This window comes from Kribbella shirazensis, assembly GCF_011761605.1.
GTDB classification, from domain to species: Bacteria; Actinomycetota; Actinomycetes; order Propionibacteriales; family Kribbellaceae; genus Kribbella; species Kribbella shirazensis.
Genome location: NZ_JAASRO010000001.1, coordinates 3,255,249 through 3,269,403, shown reverse-complemented (window position 1 = coordinate 3,269,403; position 14,155 = coordinate 3,255,249). Strand labels below are relative to the sequence as shown.

At 69.8% G+C, this 14,155-nt stretch carries 14 protein-coding genes; 4 read left to right on the top strand and 10 right to left on the bottom strand.

From position 1 onward, the window contains the following. Window positions 1-87 precede the first annotated feature (87 nt). A complete protein-coding gene (locus BJY22_RS16120; RefSeq protein WP_167207632.1) occupies window positions 88-783 on the top strand; it encodes an SH3 domain-containing protein in 696 nt (231 codons plus the stop codon). A 40-nt stretch (window positions 784-823) separates the two neighbouring features. Here the strand turns inward: BJY22_RS16120 and BJY22_RS16115 are convergent, their stop codons facing one another. Together BJY22_RS16115 and BJY22_RS16110 are read right to left on the bottom strand one after the other, a co-directional pair. Beyond that, the gene (locus BJY22_RS16115; RefSeq protein ID WP_167207630.1) at window positions 824-1,546 is read right to left on the bottom strand and encodes an alpha/beta fold hydrolase; all 723 of its coding nucleotides are present in this window, start codon (window positions 1,544-1,546) and stop codon (window positions 824-826) included. 29 nt (window positions 1,547-1,575) lie between these two features. Then, complete coding sequence (locus tag BJY22_RS16110) at window positions 1,576-2,580, bottom strand: LacI family DNA-binding transcriptional regulator (protein WP_167207627.1); 1,005 nt, start codon at window positions 2,578-2,580, stop codon at window positions 1,576-1,578. A 199-nt stretch (window positions 2,581-2,779) separates the two neighbouring features. Between BJY22_RS16110 and BJY22_RS16105 the strand changes: the two genes are divergently transcribed. Genes BJY22_RS16105 through BJY22_RS16095 form a run of 3 tightly spaced genes read left to right on the top strand, consistent with a single transcriptional unit; the run spans window position 2,780 to window position 5,942 of the window. Next, window positions 2,780-3,730 (top strand): carbohydrate ABC transporter permease, encoded by a 951-nt coding sequence (locus tag BJY22_RS16105; RefSeq protein WP_202891133.1) that lies wholly within the window; start codon window positions 2,780-2,782, stop codon window positions 3,728-3,730. Then, window positions 3,711-4,619 carry a carbohydrate ABC transporter permease gene (locus BJY22_RS16100; RefSeq protein WP_337758735.1) on the top strand — a complete coding sequence of 303 codons (909 nt, stop codon included), beginning with the start codon at window positions 3,711-3,713 and terminating at the stop codon, window positions 4,617-4,619. The genes BJY22_RS16105 and BJY22_RS16100 overlap by 20 nt, the downstream gene beginning before the upstream one ends. Window positions 4,620-4,643: 24 nt before the next feature. Further along, entirely contained in the window at window positions 4,644-5,942 is a 1,299-nt protein-coding gene (locus BJY22_RS16095) for an extracellular solute-binding protein (RefSeq protein ID WP_167207625.1), read from the top strand. Window positions 5,943-6,115: 173 nt separating this feature from the next. Here BJY22_RS16095 and egtD read toward each other — a convergent pair whose 3' ends face one another. From egtD to BJY22_RS16055, 8 genes are all read right to left on the bottom strand, one after another. Next, window positions 6,116-7,081, bottom strand: a complete 966-nt coding sequence (gene egtD, locus BJY22_RS16090) for an L-histidine N(alpha)-methyltransferase (protein ID WP_167207623.1) — start codon at window positions 7,079-7,081, stop codon at window positions 6,116-6,118. Beyond that, entirely contained in the window at window positions 7,078-7,839 is a 762-nt protein-coding gene (gene egtC / locus BJY22_RS16085) for an ergothioneine biosynthesis protein EgtC (RefSeq protein ID WP_167207621.1), read from the bottom strand. Before egtC ends, egtD begins: the two co-directional genes overlap by 4 nt. Beyond that, a complete protein-coding gene (egtB, locus tag BJY22_RS16080; RefSeq protein WP_167207619.1) occupies window positions 7,839-9,206 on the bottom strand; it encodes an ergothioneine biosynthesis protein EgtB in 1,368 nt (455 codons plus the stop codon). The genes egtC and egtB overlap by 1 nt, the downstream gene beginning before the upstream one ends. A gap of 118 nt (window positions 9,207-9,324) precedes the next feature. Beyond that, on the bottom strand, window positions 9,325-10,545 hold the full coding sequence (locus tag BJY22_RS16075) for a glutamate-cysteine ligase family protein (RefSeq protein WP_167207618.1): 1,221 nt from the start codon (window positions 10,543-10,545) through the stop codon (window positions 9,325-9,327). A gap of 124 nt (window positions 10,546-10,669) precedes the next feature. Further along, entirely contained in the window at window positions 10,670-11,326 is a 657-nt protein-coding gene (locus BJY22_RS16070; RefSeq protein WP_167207616.1) for a (2Fe-2S)-binding protein, read from the bottom strand. Beyond that, window positions 11,323-12,096, bottom strand: a complete 774-nt coding sequence (locus BJY22_RS16065) for an ATP-binding cassette domain-containing protein (RefSeq protein ID WP_167207613.1) — start codon at window positions 12,094-12,096, stop codon at window positions 11,323-11,325. Before BJY22_RS16065 ends, BJY22_RS16070 begins: the two co-directional genes overlap by 4 nt. Before the next feature lie 3 nt (window positions 12,097-12,099). Then, a complete protein-coding gene (locus tag BJY22_RS16060) occupies window positions 12,100-13,128 on the bottom strand; it encodes an iron chelate uptake ABC transporter family permease subunit (protein ID WP_167207611.1) in 1,029 nt (342 codons plus the stop codon). Beyond that, window positions 13,125-14,153 carry a FecCD family ABC transporter permease gene (locus BJY22_RS16055; RefSeq protein ID WP_167207609.1) on the bottom strand — a complete coding sequence of 343 codons (1,029 nt, stop codon included), beginning with the start codon at window positions 14,151-14,153 and terminating at the stop codon, window positions 13,125-13,127. Before BJY22_RS16055 ends, BJY22_RS16060 begins: the two co-directional genes overlap by 4 nt. Window positions 14,154-14,155 lie beyond the last annotated feature (2 nt).

Below are 14,155 nucleotides of genomic sequence, written 5' to 3'. Positions count from 1 at the left end.
CGGGCGCCGCCCCTCGTTGCCTACTGCGACAACACCGTCACTGTCTGGTTCCCTGCGTTGTGACGACTCCCAGAAGGGAACACCACCATGCGTACCGCCCTCATACGCATCACCGCCCGCCTCTCAGCCATCACCCTGCTCGCCGGGACCGCGCTGCTCGGCACCGGGGTCCTCCCGGCCAGCGCCGCCACCGGCACCGTGGTCACCGACAGCGGCCTCGGTGTGACCATCCGCTCCGGCAACGCGACCAGCTTCAGCGCTGTCGGCACGCAGCCCAACGGGCCGGTAGAGATCGACTGCCAGATCTACGGCGAGCCGGTCACCGGCAAGTACGGCCGCAGCCTGATCTGGGACCACGTCCCGGGCAAGGGCTTCATCAGCGACTCCTACGTCAACACCGGCAGCAGCGGACTGGTCGCACCGCTGTGCACCAGCAACCCGCGCGCCGACAAGTCGATCGCCTGGTACGCCGCCCGCAACGGCTCGACGGCCTACCAGGGGTACTGCGAGATGGCCGCCGAGAACTCGTACGGGACGACCGGCGTCTGGGCGTCCGCCAAGGCCGGTTGGAACGACGCCGTGGCCCGGGGCGCCGCCCACCGCGGTGACCTGAACCCACCGAAGGGCGCCTTGGTGTACTGGGATCTCGCCGCACCGTACGGCCACGTCGGCGTCGCGCGGGGCGACGGCTACTTCTGGGCCACCAGTGTCGGCGGCAAGATCGGGCTCGCGAAGCTCCCGTACTTCTCCAACTACCTCGGCTGGGCCTGGCCGAACTTCTGATCCACCCCGAAGACGAGCACCCGGACGCGCGTCCCGCCCCTCACGCGCCCGGGTGCTCGACTCTGTCCAGCCAGTCCGACACCAGCGCGCGATAGACCGCCAGCCCCGGCCCGGGCAGGAAGTGATCCTCCTGATCGAGTACGGCGAACGTCGCGCGTGGGTAGTCGTCGAGGATCGACCACGCGTCGGCGTACCCGGCGATGGTGTCCTGGCGCCCGGTCACGATCAGCGTCGGCCGTTCGAAGCGGATCGCAGGGTCTTCCCGCAGGCCGTACGTCGAGACGTCACGCTGGATCCGGCCGAGGAACGCGAGATCGGCCTGTGCCTCGGCGTCGTCGTAGTACCGATGCTGCCGGCCCCGGGCGGTCGATGCGCCGAGGTGTTCTGCGGTCGGTAGGGTGCGGCGGGAGCGGTCGATCACGATGCCCGGCGCCCGGAGCAGCAGGCCGAGAACGCGAGACGGGTCGCGCTTCACGATGCCGCGGGCGTGCAGGCCGCCGGCCGACGTACCGGCGAGGGCGAACGGCTCGTCGCCGGCGAGGTCGTCGATCAGCTCCGCGATGGCCGCGAGCATGCCGTCCTGGTCGGTGATCGACGGGACCGCAGGCGACCTCCCGGTGCCGGGCGGGTCGACGTAGATCCGCCGCCAGCCGGGGCGCTGGTCGAAGAGCGGCTCGTGCACGTCACGGCCTTCACCGGCGTCGCCGCCCCAGCTGGGCAGGAAGAAGATCGGCCGGCCCGCGCCGAAGGACTCGTAGTACACGCCGCGACCCTAGTCAGGACGGCGCCGGCTCATCGAGCCTTTCTCTTCGCAGCAGAATCCGGCGGGCGCTCCCCCGAACCGCGCTCGATGAGTGCGCACGGCAGCACGATCCGCTGCGGCGGACGGGTGTCGGCGCCTGAGGCGCGGTCGAGCAGCAACCGCGCCGCGCTGCGGCCGAGCTCGGCGATGTCGGAGGCAACGACCGTGACCGGCGTCGGCAGCATGTCGGCGAGCCGGAAGTCGTCGAAGCCGACCACGGCGGGCTCCTGACCGAGCTCGCCGAGGGCCCGCAGGACACCCTCGACCAGGAAGTTCGTCGAGGCGAAGATCGCGGTCGGCGGATCCGGCCGCAGCATCACCTCACGGGTGGCCTTCTCCGCGGCCTCCGCGTTGCCCTCCGGCAGCTGGATCACCAGCGACTCGTCGATGTCGATGCCCGCCGCCCGGTGCGCCCGCCGGAACCCGCGCAGCCGGCGACCGATCGTGTAGTACGACGGCGCGAGGATGATCGCGATCCGCTCGTGGCCCTGCTGGAGCAGATGCTCGGCCGCCAGCCGGCCGCCGCCCTCGTTGTCGACCATCACGATGTCCGCGTCGATCCCGGTCGCCGGGCGGTCGACGAACACCACTGGTACGCCGGCACCCTGCAGGAACGCGTGATCACCCTGGTCGGGAACGATCATCAACCCGGCCACCTGGCGGCTCACCAACTCCTGGATGGCCCGCTTCTCGCCCTCCGGGTCCTCGTCGACACTACCCAGCACGACGGCGAACCCGGACTGCCCGGCGACCTCGAGCGACGCCTTCGCGATACTCGCGTAGAACGGGTTGGTCAGGTCGCCGAGCACCAGCGCCAGGCTCGTCGACTTCTTGCCCGGCCGGAGCGCCCGGGCCACCTCGTTGCGCTGGAAGCCGAGCTCGTCGATCGCCGCCCGGACCCGCCGCGCGGTCTCCTCGCGGACGCCATGACCACCGTTCACGACACGTGACACCGTGCCGAGCCCGACGCCGGCCCGGCGCGCGACGTCGATCATCGTCGGCCGGGCGACCTCAGAGGACCTCTGGGCCTGGCTTGGAAACGTTTCGGACACGGGGTTGACTTCCTTTTCGGGACACGGCATCGTCACCCAACAGTAAATCCTTGGAAACGTTACCGTCCAGGAGGTCGGGTGAGTTCTTCTCCGAGCGCAGCGAGGGAAGCATGAATACCGTTCCGAGCGCAGCGAGGGAAGCATGAGTACTGCGTCTCCGGTCCGGGCGCGGCGGTCCGCCAGAGGTGGGATGAGCCGGAACGCCGGCTCCGACGTGAAGGCGGCGTACCTGTTCATCGCACCCGCGGTGATCGGGTTCCTGGTCTTCGTCGGCTATCCGCTGATCCGCTCGTTCTATCTGGCACTGACGAAGTACAACGGGTTGACCGACCCGGTCTTCGTTGGCCTCGGCAACTTCCGCCGGCTGTTCACGACCGACCCGGCGTTCTGGCCGGCGCTGCGGGCGACCGGCTATCTGGTGCTCCTCTATGTCCCGTTGTCGTTGTTCCTCGGGCTCGCGCTGGCGATGTTCTGCAACCAGCGGTTCGCCGGTGTGCGAGTGGTCCGCACGCTCGCGTACCTGCCGGTCGTGCTGCCCGCGGTCGCCACGATCACGCTCTGGAAGTTCATCCTCGACCCACAGGTCGGGCTGCTGAACACGATCCTCGACCGGCTCGGCCTGCCGACGAGTCTGTGGTTGCAGAGCCCGGCCATGTCGATGCCCTCGGTGGTTCTGGTGATGCTGTGGGGTGTCGGCGGGACGATGATCATCTTCCTGGCCGCGCTGCAGTCCGTGCCGAACGAGCTGTACGAAGCGGCCCGCGTGGACGGCGCCGGTCCGTGGTCGGTGTTCTTCCGGATCACGATGCCGATGATCAGCCCGATCATGCTGCTGCAGGTGATCCTGCAGACCACGGCCGCGCTGCAGACGTTCAACCAGCCGAAGATCCTGACCAACGGCGGACCGGGGTTCAGCACCAAGGTGCTGATGCTCTCGATCTACGAGAACGGCTTCCCGACCCTGGGCAGGATCCCCCAGCTGGGTTACGCCTCCGCGCAGGTGTGGGTGCTGTTCATCATCATCATCGCCGTGATCGCCCTGACCGCGAAGTTCTCCTCGCTCTGGACGTACAGTGACAACACTCCCGACTGACGCCTCCCTGGCCGCGCCGGCGCAGGCCGCCCGCCCGGCCAAGAAGAAGCCACGCTTGATCGGTACGACGTCGTGGTACGTCGTCGCGTTGTTCATCTGCGCGGTGATGGTCGTCCCGCTGCTGTGGATGATCACGATCGGCCTGAAGAGCCGGACCGCGGTGTTCGACATCCCGCCGAAGCTGCTGCCGCACGAATGGACGTGGAGCAACTTCATCGAGGGTCCGAAGGCGATCCACTTCCCACGGCTGCTGCTGAACTCGTTCGTCATCACCGGGCTCAGCGTCATCGGCGGCGTGATGACCGCGATGATGGCCGGCTACGCGCTGGCCCGGTTGCGGTTCCCCGGTCGCAAGGTGTGGTTCTACCTGTTCGTCGGCAGCATGCTGCTGCCGGGTGTGGTCGGCCTGATCCCGTTGTTCCAGCTGTACAAGAGCATCGGCTGGTACGACACCTGGTTGCCGCTGATCGTGCCGGCGTTCCTCGGCGGGAACCCGTTGTTCATCTTCCTGGCCAGGCAGTACTTCCTGGCCATCCCGTACTCGATCGACGAGGCGGCGAAGATCGACGGCGCCGGGCACCTGCGGATCTTCGTCAGCGTGATGCTGCCGTTGACCCGGCCGGCCTGGCTGACGATGGCGATCCTCGCGTTCCAGGCCTCCTGGAACGACTACCTCAACCCGCTGGTCTACCTGTACTCGTCCGGCAAATGGCCGCTGTCGGTCGGTATGGCGTCGTTCATCTCCCCGTTCGCCGGGAAGACGCCGGACTGGAGCTACTACATGGCCACGAACCTGCTGTACATGCTGCCGCCGCTGATCATCTTCTTCGCCGCGCAGCGCTACTTCATCCAGGGCCTCGGCGCTCTCGGCAGCACGACCCAGAAATGAGGCCAGAAAGAAATGAGAACAGCTGTGAAGAGGACAATCGGTGTCACCGCGCTGGTGTGCGCGGGGTTGCTGGCGGCAACGGCCTGCGGCGGCTCGGACTCGGGCGGCTCGAGCGACGGCCCGGTGACCGTCACCGTGATGACGTGGGAGTCTGCCGAGACCAACGCGGCGATCAAGAAGGCCCTGGCGAACTTCCAGGACCCGAACATCACCGTCAAGCTGCTCGACACCCCGAGCGGTCAGTACGGCGACAAGCTCGCGTCACTGACCCAGGCGAAACAGCTTCCGGACCTGTTCTGGTGCGGTAACGACACCGAGCAGCAGTACACGTCGCAGGGCCTGCTCGTCGACTGGGCGGAGAAGATCACAGGCGGTGACGGCGACCTCAAGGCCGACAAGTTCGTCCCGTCCGCGATCGAGAACTGGAAGACCGCCGACGGACAGATGGGCGGTCTGCCGTCGCTGATGAACACGTACGGCGTCTGGTACAACGCCGACGCGTTCACCGCGGCCGGGATCCCGCTGCCGAAGGCGGGCTGGACCTGGGACGACATGTACTCCGCCGCCGCGAAGCTCGCGAACAAGAACGGCGCGAAGTACGGCCTGGTCGCCGACCAGCTGACCGGCGCGGACGGCCCGTTCACGATGAGCATGTACTCCGTCTCGGCGGGCGGCGCGCCGTTCACCGACAACGTGAACCACCCGACGAAGGCCGAGGCCGACGACAAGTACAAGGAAGGTGTCGAGAAGCTGGTCGCGGCGATCAAGAACGGCTCGGTCGCGCCGCCCGGGTACGACGCGGCGAACGTGCAGTCCCTGTTCGCGGCCGGCAAGATTCCGATGACGTTCGGCGGGCAGTGGCTGGCGGCCGGGTTCCAGACCGACAAGCCGAAGGTCAAGTACGGGTTCGCACCGTTCCCGCAGGTGCAGACACCGACCACGCTGTACGACTCGGTCGGGATCTGCACGCCGCAGTACACCAAGGACCAGGACGCGACGTTCAAGGTGCTCGAGTACCTCAACACCAAGGTGTGGGACGCCGTCCTGCCGGCCTCGCCGGTCGCGCCGCCGGCCTACACCCCGGCGCAGGCCAGCTACTTCGACGCGTTGACGAAGGCGCAGCAGACCTCGGTCGTCGACACGGTCAAGGCCGACCTCGCCGCGGAGAAGACGGTCGGTGTCCGGTTCACCACCACCTGGGCCAGCCAGGTCGGTGACCTCACCACGGCGAACTACCAGCCGATCCTGAGCGGCAAGAAGCCGATCAGCGAACTGCCGGCGTACGTCGAAAAGATCAACGGCCTGATCAAACAGGGCGGCTGATCCCCTACATCCGCCCGGCCGGCAATTTGCCTGGCTGACCCACCATCTGCGGGGTTCTGCACCGTGAATCCGGGTGCAGAACCCCGCATTTGCCTGGTCTGCCAGGCAAATGCGGAGCGGCGGTCGCGCGCGGCGCGGGGCCGCGGGGCGTGCGGCGCGGGGGCGGGGCGCGGTTAGGTTGCTTGCCAGAGGGAGAGGGCGAAGCGGGCTTCGGTGTCGGTCCACCAGGCGGCCGGGGTGAAGCCTGCTTTCGCGAGTTCTGCCTCGACGCCGGAGCGGCGGAACTTGGCGGAGATCTCGGTGCTGATCTCCTCGCCCTCGTCGAACGTGATCTCCAGGTGGATCTCCGGGATCAGCACCCGCATCGCGCGGGTGGCGCGCAGGTGCATCTCGATCCACTCGTTCTCCGCGTCCCAGAGCGCGACGTGCTCGAACGCGTCGACGTCGAAGTCCGCACCGAGCTGCCGGTTGATGACGCGCAGCACGTTCTTGTTGAACTCGCCGGTCACGCCCGCCGAGTCGTCGTACGCCGCAACCAGCGTGCCCGGATCCTTCACCAGGTCGGTGCCGAGGAGGAGCCATTCGCCACGCTCGAGCACGTCGCGGATCGAGCGGTAGAACGACTCGCGCTCGGCCGGGATCAGGTTGCCGATCGTGCCGCCGAGGAACGCGACCACCCGCGGCGGATCGCCCGGGAGCTTGTCGAGGTGCGCGGTGAAGTCGCCGACCACACCGTGCACGTCGAGCGTCGGATAGTCCGCGTTGATCGCGTCGGCCGCCTCCCGCAGCGCGGACTCCGAGACGTCCAGCGGGACGAACGACGTCAGCGTGCCGTGGTCGCGCAGCCCGTCCAGCAGCAGGCGGGTCTTCTCCGACGAACCCGAGCCGAGCTCGACCAGCGTGTGCGCCTTGGTGATCGTCGCGATCTCACCCGCCCGGGCGTGCAGGATCTCCCGCTCGGCCCGGGTCGGGTAGTACTCCGGCAGCCGCGTGATCTCCTCGAACAGCTCACTCCCCCGCGCGTCGTAGAACCACTTCGGCGGCAGCCACTTCGGCGTCGCCGACAACCCCGCGCGGACGTCGTCCCGCAACGCCCGCGCCGCGTAGTCCGGAGTCAGATGTACGTCGATGAGGGTCACTCTCGTCCTTCCATCGGGGTGATCTGCACTGTCGCGGCGGTCGCCACGAGCAGGGATCGATCGGGTACGGCGGTCCAGCCGTCGCCGCCGAACGGTTCGGAGGAGACGGTCACGGAGTCCTCGGTACGGCGGACGTGGAGCGAGTGCGTCCACGCGGTGGCGACGAGCTGCTCGCCGTCGGTCAGCAGGACGTTCAGTCGCGAGTCCGGAGCCACCGCTTCCACGTCCTGCACGACCGCGGCGACCGCGTCCGCCGGCGGCACGCCGTCGCCGAGGCGATGCGCGATCAGGGCCCACAGGAAGACCGAGTCGATCGGGGCGTCGAGGCTCAGGAGGTCGGCGACCGGCAGCCGCTCCGCCAGCTTCAGCGTCGCGTCCGGCCAGCCGGGGATGCGTCCGTTGTGGCTGAACAGCCACTGCGCGGACGCGAACGGTGCGACCGCCGACTGCCCGTACGGCATCCCCACGGTCCCGTTGCGGATCGCGGCGACGACGGCGCCGGAGCGGATCGCGCCGGCCAGACCGGGCAGGTTCTCGTCGGTCCAGATCGGCACGTCCCGCCGGTAGCGCACCGGTCCACCGGACACGGCGGCGTCACCTTCGGGATACCAGCCGAGCCCGAAGCCGTCGGCGTTGACCGATCCCCCGCCGCGCATGTCGGCGGGGGCCCAGCTCTGTTCGTACAGCGAGTGCTGCGGATCCAGCACCAGCGAGGCGAGGGTGACGGGCGGGCCGAGGTACGCCAGGTGGCGGCACATCAGGCGTGCAGCTCCCCGGTCTGAAGCTCCCCGGCGTGCAGCTCGCCCGGGCGTGGGTCGCGGGCGCAGCGGAAGCCGGCGAAGATCTGCCGCCGGATCGGGTAGTCCCAGTTCCGGAAGGTGCCGCGGGCAACGACCTCGTCGGTGCCGAACGAGCCGCCGCGGAGCACCTTGTACTCCGGCCCGAAGAACACCAGCGAATACTCGTCGTACGGCCACGCGCGGAACCCGGGATACCCGCGGAAGTCGCTCGACGTCCACTCCCACAGGTCACCGATCAGCTGCTCCACGCCCAACGGCGACGCACCCGCGGGGTACGCCCCGACCGGCGCGGGCCGGAGGTGCCGCTGGCCGAGGTTGGCATGCTGCGGTCCGGGCGACTCGTCACCCCAGGGGAAGCGCCGGCTCCGGCCGCTCGCCGGATCGAACCGCGCCGCGAACTCCCACTCCTCCTCGGTCGGCAGCCGCTTCCCGGCCCACCTCGCGTACGCCTCCGCCTCGTAGAAGCAGACGTGCATCACCGGCTCGTCCAGCGGCAGCCGCTCCCGGTGCCCGAACCGCAACCGCCACCACTCCCCGTCGTCCTGCGACCAGAACCGCGGCGCGACCAGTGAGGCCTTCTGCACGTGGGCCCAGCCGGCCTCCGACCACCACCGCGGATCGGAGTACCCGCCGCCGAGCACGAAGCGGAGGTAGTCGCCGTTCGTCACCGGCACCGTGTCGATCACGAACGTCCGGACGTGGACGGAGTGCGCCGGTCGCTCGTTGTCCAGCGCCCACGGCTCGATCGAGGTTCCCATCTCGAACACGCCGCCCGGCACGAACACCTCGGCCGCCGGCAGCGGACGTCCGGCGGGAGGCGGCGGCGCGTCCAGCACCGGCGCGCCCTCGCGCAACTGGTGCGTCGCGAGCATCGTCTCGTCGTGCTGCTGCTCGTGCTGCGCGATCATGCCGAACGCGAACGCGTTGTCCACCAACCCGCTTCCGCCGTCGAACTTCACGTGGTCCAGCACGTCGAGCACCTTGTCCCGGACCTCGGTGACGTAGGCGCGCGTCTCCACCGGACCGAGCAGTGGCAGCGAGGGACGGTCCGCGCGGGGGTGCTGGAACGCGTCGTACAGCTCGTCGATGTCCTGGCGCAGCGGCTCGCGGCCGCCGACGTCACGGACCAGCCACAGCTCCTCCTGGTTGCCGACGTGCGCGTAGTCCCAGACCAGCGGCGACATCAGCTTGGAGTGCTGTTTGACCAGGTCGTCGGTGTCGACCGCATCGGTCAGCTGCATCGTTCGCGCCCTCGAGCGCTCGAGTTGCTCACCGACATATGCGCGCAGGCTCTCCGAAGACACATCGGACAGCTGGTGGTTCATGGGGCCTCCCGTTCTGGACTGAGGAGTGGAGGGAGCGAAGCGACCGGAGCGACGAGGGAAGAACGGGAGTCACAGCCCCATGAACCCGCCGGCGCCGGAGGCCCGGCAATATGCACAGTCATGAGGCTCGCCTTCCTTGGGTGGTGCCGACGACGCGCTGCAGCCGGGTCGCGACGGCAGCGATGAGTTCGGGATCCGCACCGGTCCGGTCCAGCACCTCGGTCCCCAGCGCCACCACGTCGCGGGCGGCGCGCAGTACCAAGGAGTCGTGCAGCCCTTCGCGGGCCGCCGGGAACCAGCGGCCGGCCGCGGGCTCGGCGGCCGCCAGCACCTGGTCGATCGGGGCGGACATGAGTGCGGTGAGCAGCAAGGTCGGGGCGATCCACCCGTCGCCCTGCTGCGCGTCGAGGTAACGCACCTCGAGGTACCCCCGCGGCCGGACCGGCGGGAACAGCGTGGACAGGTGGTAGTCCAGGTCGTCGTACGTCGGTCTGTCTCCGGGCAGCTGTCCGTCGGCCCACGCGCCGAACGTCAGCCCGGTGGGCGCGTCCCACGTGTCGCCGCGACGCAGACAGAGCACCGGCGCCTCCATCGCCATCCGCGCCCACGCGGCGGCCGGGTCGCCGTCGAGCGGCGGCGGCTCGGTGAACGGGGCGCAGGTGCCGAAGGTCGCCTGTGTCCGGGCCGACGCCCAGCCGGTGTCCGAACCGGCGCGGCGGCGGGAGTTGGCGAAGAGGCCGACCAGCGCGGGGCCCAGATCGTGCAGGGCGCGCCAGCGCAGGGCGGTCTCGTCCCTTTCGCCGGCGTCCAGGCAGATCTGCAGGCCGGCGGTGCTGCACATCATCCGCGGGCCGTGCGGTCCGAGGCGCCGGAAGGCGCGTTCCATCGCGGCGTACCGCGGGACGGAGAGGATGCGGCGGGGTGTGCGGAAGGGGTCCAGGCCGGAGCCGCCCGGGACCAGGCCGGCGTCGAGAAGGAGAGCCGTGAGCTCGGCGGCGTCGGCGGCGGTGTCCTCGATCAGCCGGGGGATCGAGTCCGACGCGGGGCCGGAGATCTCCACCTGGCCACCCGGCTCCACGGTGACCAGTGCGCCCCGGCTCAACGGCAGTTGCGGACTGCCGCGGACCAGGGTCGCCGGGGCGTGCACGCCCAGGGCCTTGCTGAGCTGTCCGGCGTCGAGCGGCCGGCGCGGATCCTCCGCGTGATGCACGGTCCACTCGAGCTCGACGCCGAACAACCGAGGTGGACCGTGCTTGAAACAGACCATCGCGACATACCCCTCCGCGTCGGCCCGGGAGCCGATCGGAGTCGTCGCCGGAGAACCACCGGGCGAGGTCACGTCTGCGAACCTAACTCCGGATCCAGGACGGGACAACCGACGGCGGGTTACCCCTCGATGACGCGGTACCGGTCGAAAAAGTCATGCGAACCATCGTGCACGGGCCCACCGACAGTTTCCGAAGTCAGCGAAAACGCGGGCAGGTGGTGCAGGCCTTCACGTTCGGCAGGACGTAGAAGTAGCAGCAGGACGTGCGCAGTTTCTGCTCCAGCGACACCCCGAATTCCGCGGCGGCCCGGTCGGCGTACGGCGCCTCCTCGGGCAGCCGGATCGCGGCCCGGACCTCGTCCTCCACCGCGCCGAACCGCTGCAACGACCCGAGCTTCACACCGGGCTCGTAGGAGTCCAGAAACGCCCTGGCATGGTCCTTGAGCTGTGCAGCCGCAGTCTCGAGCGGGACGACCTCGTCCGACAGCAACGCGACCTCAGCCGGGTAGTGCGCGGTCGGGTGCCGTCTGAACGCCAGCGCGGCCGGTGAAACATCAGGTGACATCCCGGTGACCGCCGCGGTCACACCGGCAACCAGTGCCGGCACCTGGACGTACCACATCAGCGTGAACATGGCCGCCACTTGCACAGGCGGCTCGATCGCGTAGTCGCGCGCGTAATCGGCCGCAGCAGCCGACCGCCACTCCAGCGTCGGGTCGCCGCCGGCCTGCTGCTGCGAGAGCAGGTCCGCACACGAGATCCACCCCGGTCCGGTCGCGGAGCCCAACCGCACGGACATCCAGCTGACCGAGTCAGCCAGGACATCCGCCAGGCGGCCCACGGTGTAGCTCACCCAGCCAGCCTACGATCCGGTACGACGACCGGCGCGCCTCCGACCTCCACCACCTTCGCCTTCAGCCCGAACACCTCGTCCAGCAGCCCTGCACTCAGTACGTCGACCGGACGCCCCTGGGCCGCGATCCGCCCGTCGCCCATCACCACGAGGTGGTCGGCGTACTGCGCCGCCAGTGTCAGGTCGTGCAGTACGGCAACGACTGTCCGTCCGGTGGCGGCAGCGGCGTGGACGACGTTCATGACGTCCACCGCATGTGCCAGGTCCAGGTACGTCGTCGGCTCGTCCAGCAGCAGGTGCTGCGTCCCCTGCGCCAGCACCATCGCGATCCACACCCGCTGGCGCTGGCCACCGGACAGCTGGTCCACCGACCGGTCGCGGAGCTCCGTCAGCTCGACCGCCTGCAGCGCCTCGTCGATCGCCGCGTCGTCCTCGGCGGTCAGCCGTCCGAACAGTCCACGATGCGGATGCCGTCCTCGCGACACCAGCTCGGCAGCGGTGATCCCTTCCGGCGTCACCGGTCCCTGCGGCAGCACACCGAGCTGCCTGGCCAGCTCACGCGCCGGCAGCTGGTGAATGTCCTTGCCGTCCAGCAGCACCTGGCCGCTCTGTGGTGTGAGCAGCCTGCTCATCCCCCGCAGGAGTGTGGACTTGCCGGAGCCGTTCGGTCCGACGATCGCCGTCAACTGCCCCGACGGCACCTCCAGCGTCAGTCCCTCCACGACCGGCGCATCAGCGCCGTAGGCGAGGGTGAGGTTCTCGACGTGCACGGTTCAGCGTCCTTTCTGCTGACGACCGATGAGGTGAAGCAGGTACGGCGCTCCGCAGGCAGCCGTGACCACACCGACAGGCAACTCGTACGGGCCGATCTGCGCCCACTGCAACCCGTTCCGCGCCAGCAGGTCCGCCAGTACGACGAACAGCGCGCCGAGCGTCGCCGCGGTCACCAGCGGCGGCCGCTCCATCCGCGTCAGCCGCTGCGCCACCTGTGGCGCCACGAGCGCGACGAAAGCGATCGGACCGGCACCGGCTGTCGCCATCGCGGCGAGCACGGTCGCGATCACCAGCAGCGCGAGCCGGATCCGCGCCACGCGGACTCCGAGCGACGAGGCGACGTCGTCGCCGAGCACGAGCGCGGACAGGTCGCGGTTGAACATCATTGCCACCGGCAACAGCAGGACGACCGCACCCAGCACCGGGAGCGCGTCGCTCCACTCCCGGGAGTTGAGCGACCCCGCCAGCCAGGCCGCCGCCCGGCCGGCGTCGTTCACGTCGCCGATCACGAGCAGCCACGCGACGAGTGAGTTCGCGGCCGCGGCGATGCCGACGCCGATCAGCACAACCCTGCCCGCGTCGACCATGCCGCGCTGGATCGACAACGCCCCGACGATCAAGGTCGCCAGGAGCCCGCCGAGCAGCGCGGCCAGCGGAATCCCGACCTTGGCCGCGAAACCGGAGATGTTGCCGCCGCCGGTGCCCGCCAGCACGATCACCGCGACGGCGCCCGCGGACGCGCCGGAGTTGACGCCGACGATGTCCGGGCTGGCGAGCGGGTTGCGTGACAGGGTCTGGAGCAGCGCGCCGGACACGGCGAACGCGATCCCGACCAGCAGCCCGGTGGCGACTCTCGGCAGCCGCAGTTCGAGGACGATCAGCCGGGTTCCGCGACGGCCGCCGCCGAGCAGTACCTCGACCACGTCCGCGAGCGGGAGCTTCGTCGTACCGACGCTCAGCGACACCAGGGCGATCACGATCGCGAGGGCGGCGAAGAGCACGCTCAGGACCACGGTGCGTGACCTCACAGCGCCACCGCCCGGCGGCGTACGACGAGCACGAAGAGTGGAGCACCGACGATCCCGAGGACGACGCCTGCCTGGACCTCCCCGGCACCGCCGACGAGCCGTCCGACCAGGTCCGCGAGGACCAGCGCGGTCGCGCCGATGACGCCCGCGGCCGGGATCAGCCAGGTGTTGCGGGCACCGAAGATCCGCCGCGCCACGTGGCCCGACAGCAGCCCCAGGAACCCGATCGGGCCACAGGCCGCGACACCGGCCGCCGTCAGCAACCCGATCGCGCCGAGCCCGACCAGGCGAGCACGCCGGATCGACAGCCCGAGTCCCGCGGCCACGTCGTCACCCAGCGCCAGCATGTCGAGATCGCGCGCGTTGACGACCGCCAGCAAGAGCCCGACGACCACGAACGGCAGCACCTGACCGGCCACGTCCAGGCCGCGCCCCGCCACCGAACCGACCGCCCAGAACCGGTAGCTGTCCAGCGTGTCCGCGTCGAGCAGCACGATCGCGGACGTCAACGCGCCGAGCATCGCAGCCACCGCGGCGCCCGTGAGCGCCAGCCCGACCGGGGTCGCGCCGGTGCCTCGCGACGCCAGCTGCTGTACGCCGAAGGTCGCGATCAGCGCACCGAGAAGAGCGACCCAGACCGTCGACGACACCGACTCGACCAGGCCCAGCTGCAACCCGAGGACGACCGCGAGGGCCGCGCCGGAGCTCACCCCGAAGATGCCCGGCTCGGCCAGCGCGTTCCGGGTGTGCCCCTGCATCAGCGTGCCGGCGATCCCCAGGCACAGCCCGATCAGCACGGCCACGACCGTGCGCGGGAACCGCAGGTTGCGGACGATCACGTCCGCGTCGGATCCGGTGTTCGCGGCCAGCGCGTGCCACAACGCGCCCGGGCCGAGCCAGCGCGAGCCGAGCGCGAGGCTGGCCGCGAACGCCAGCAGCAGGACGACGACCAGCGCGACCAGCGCCGCGGTACGCCGTACGGGCGGCGGTGAGACCGAGCGCACAGTGGTGGCGTAAGGGTGCATAT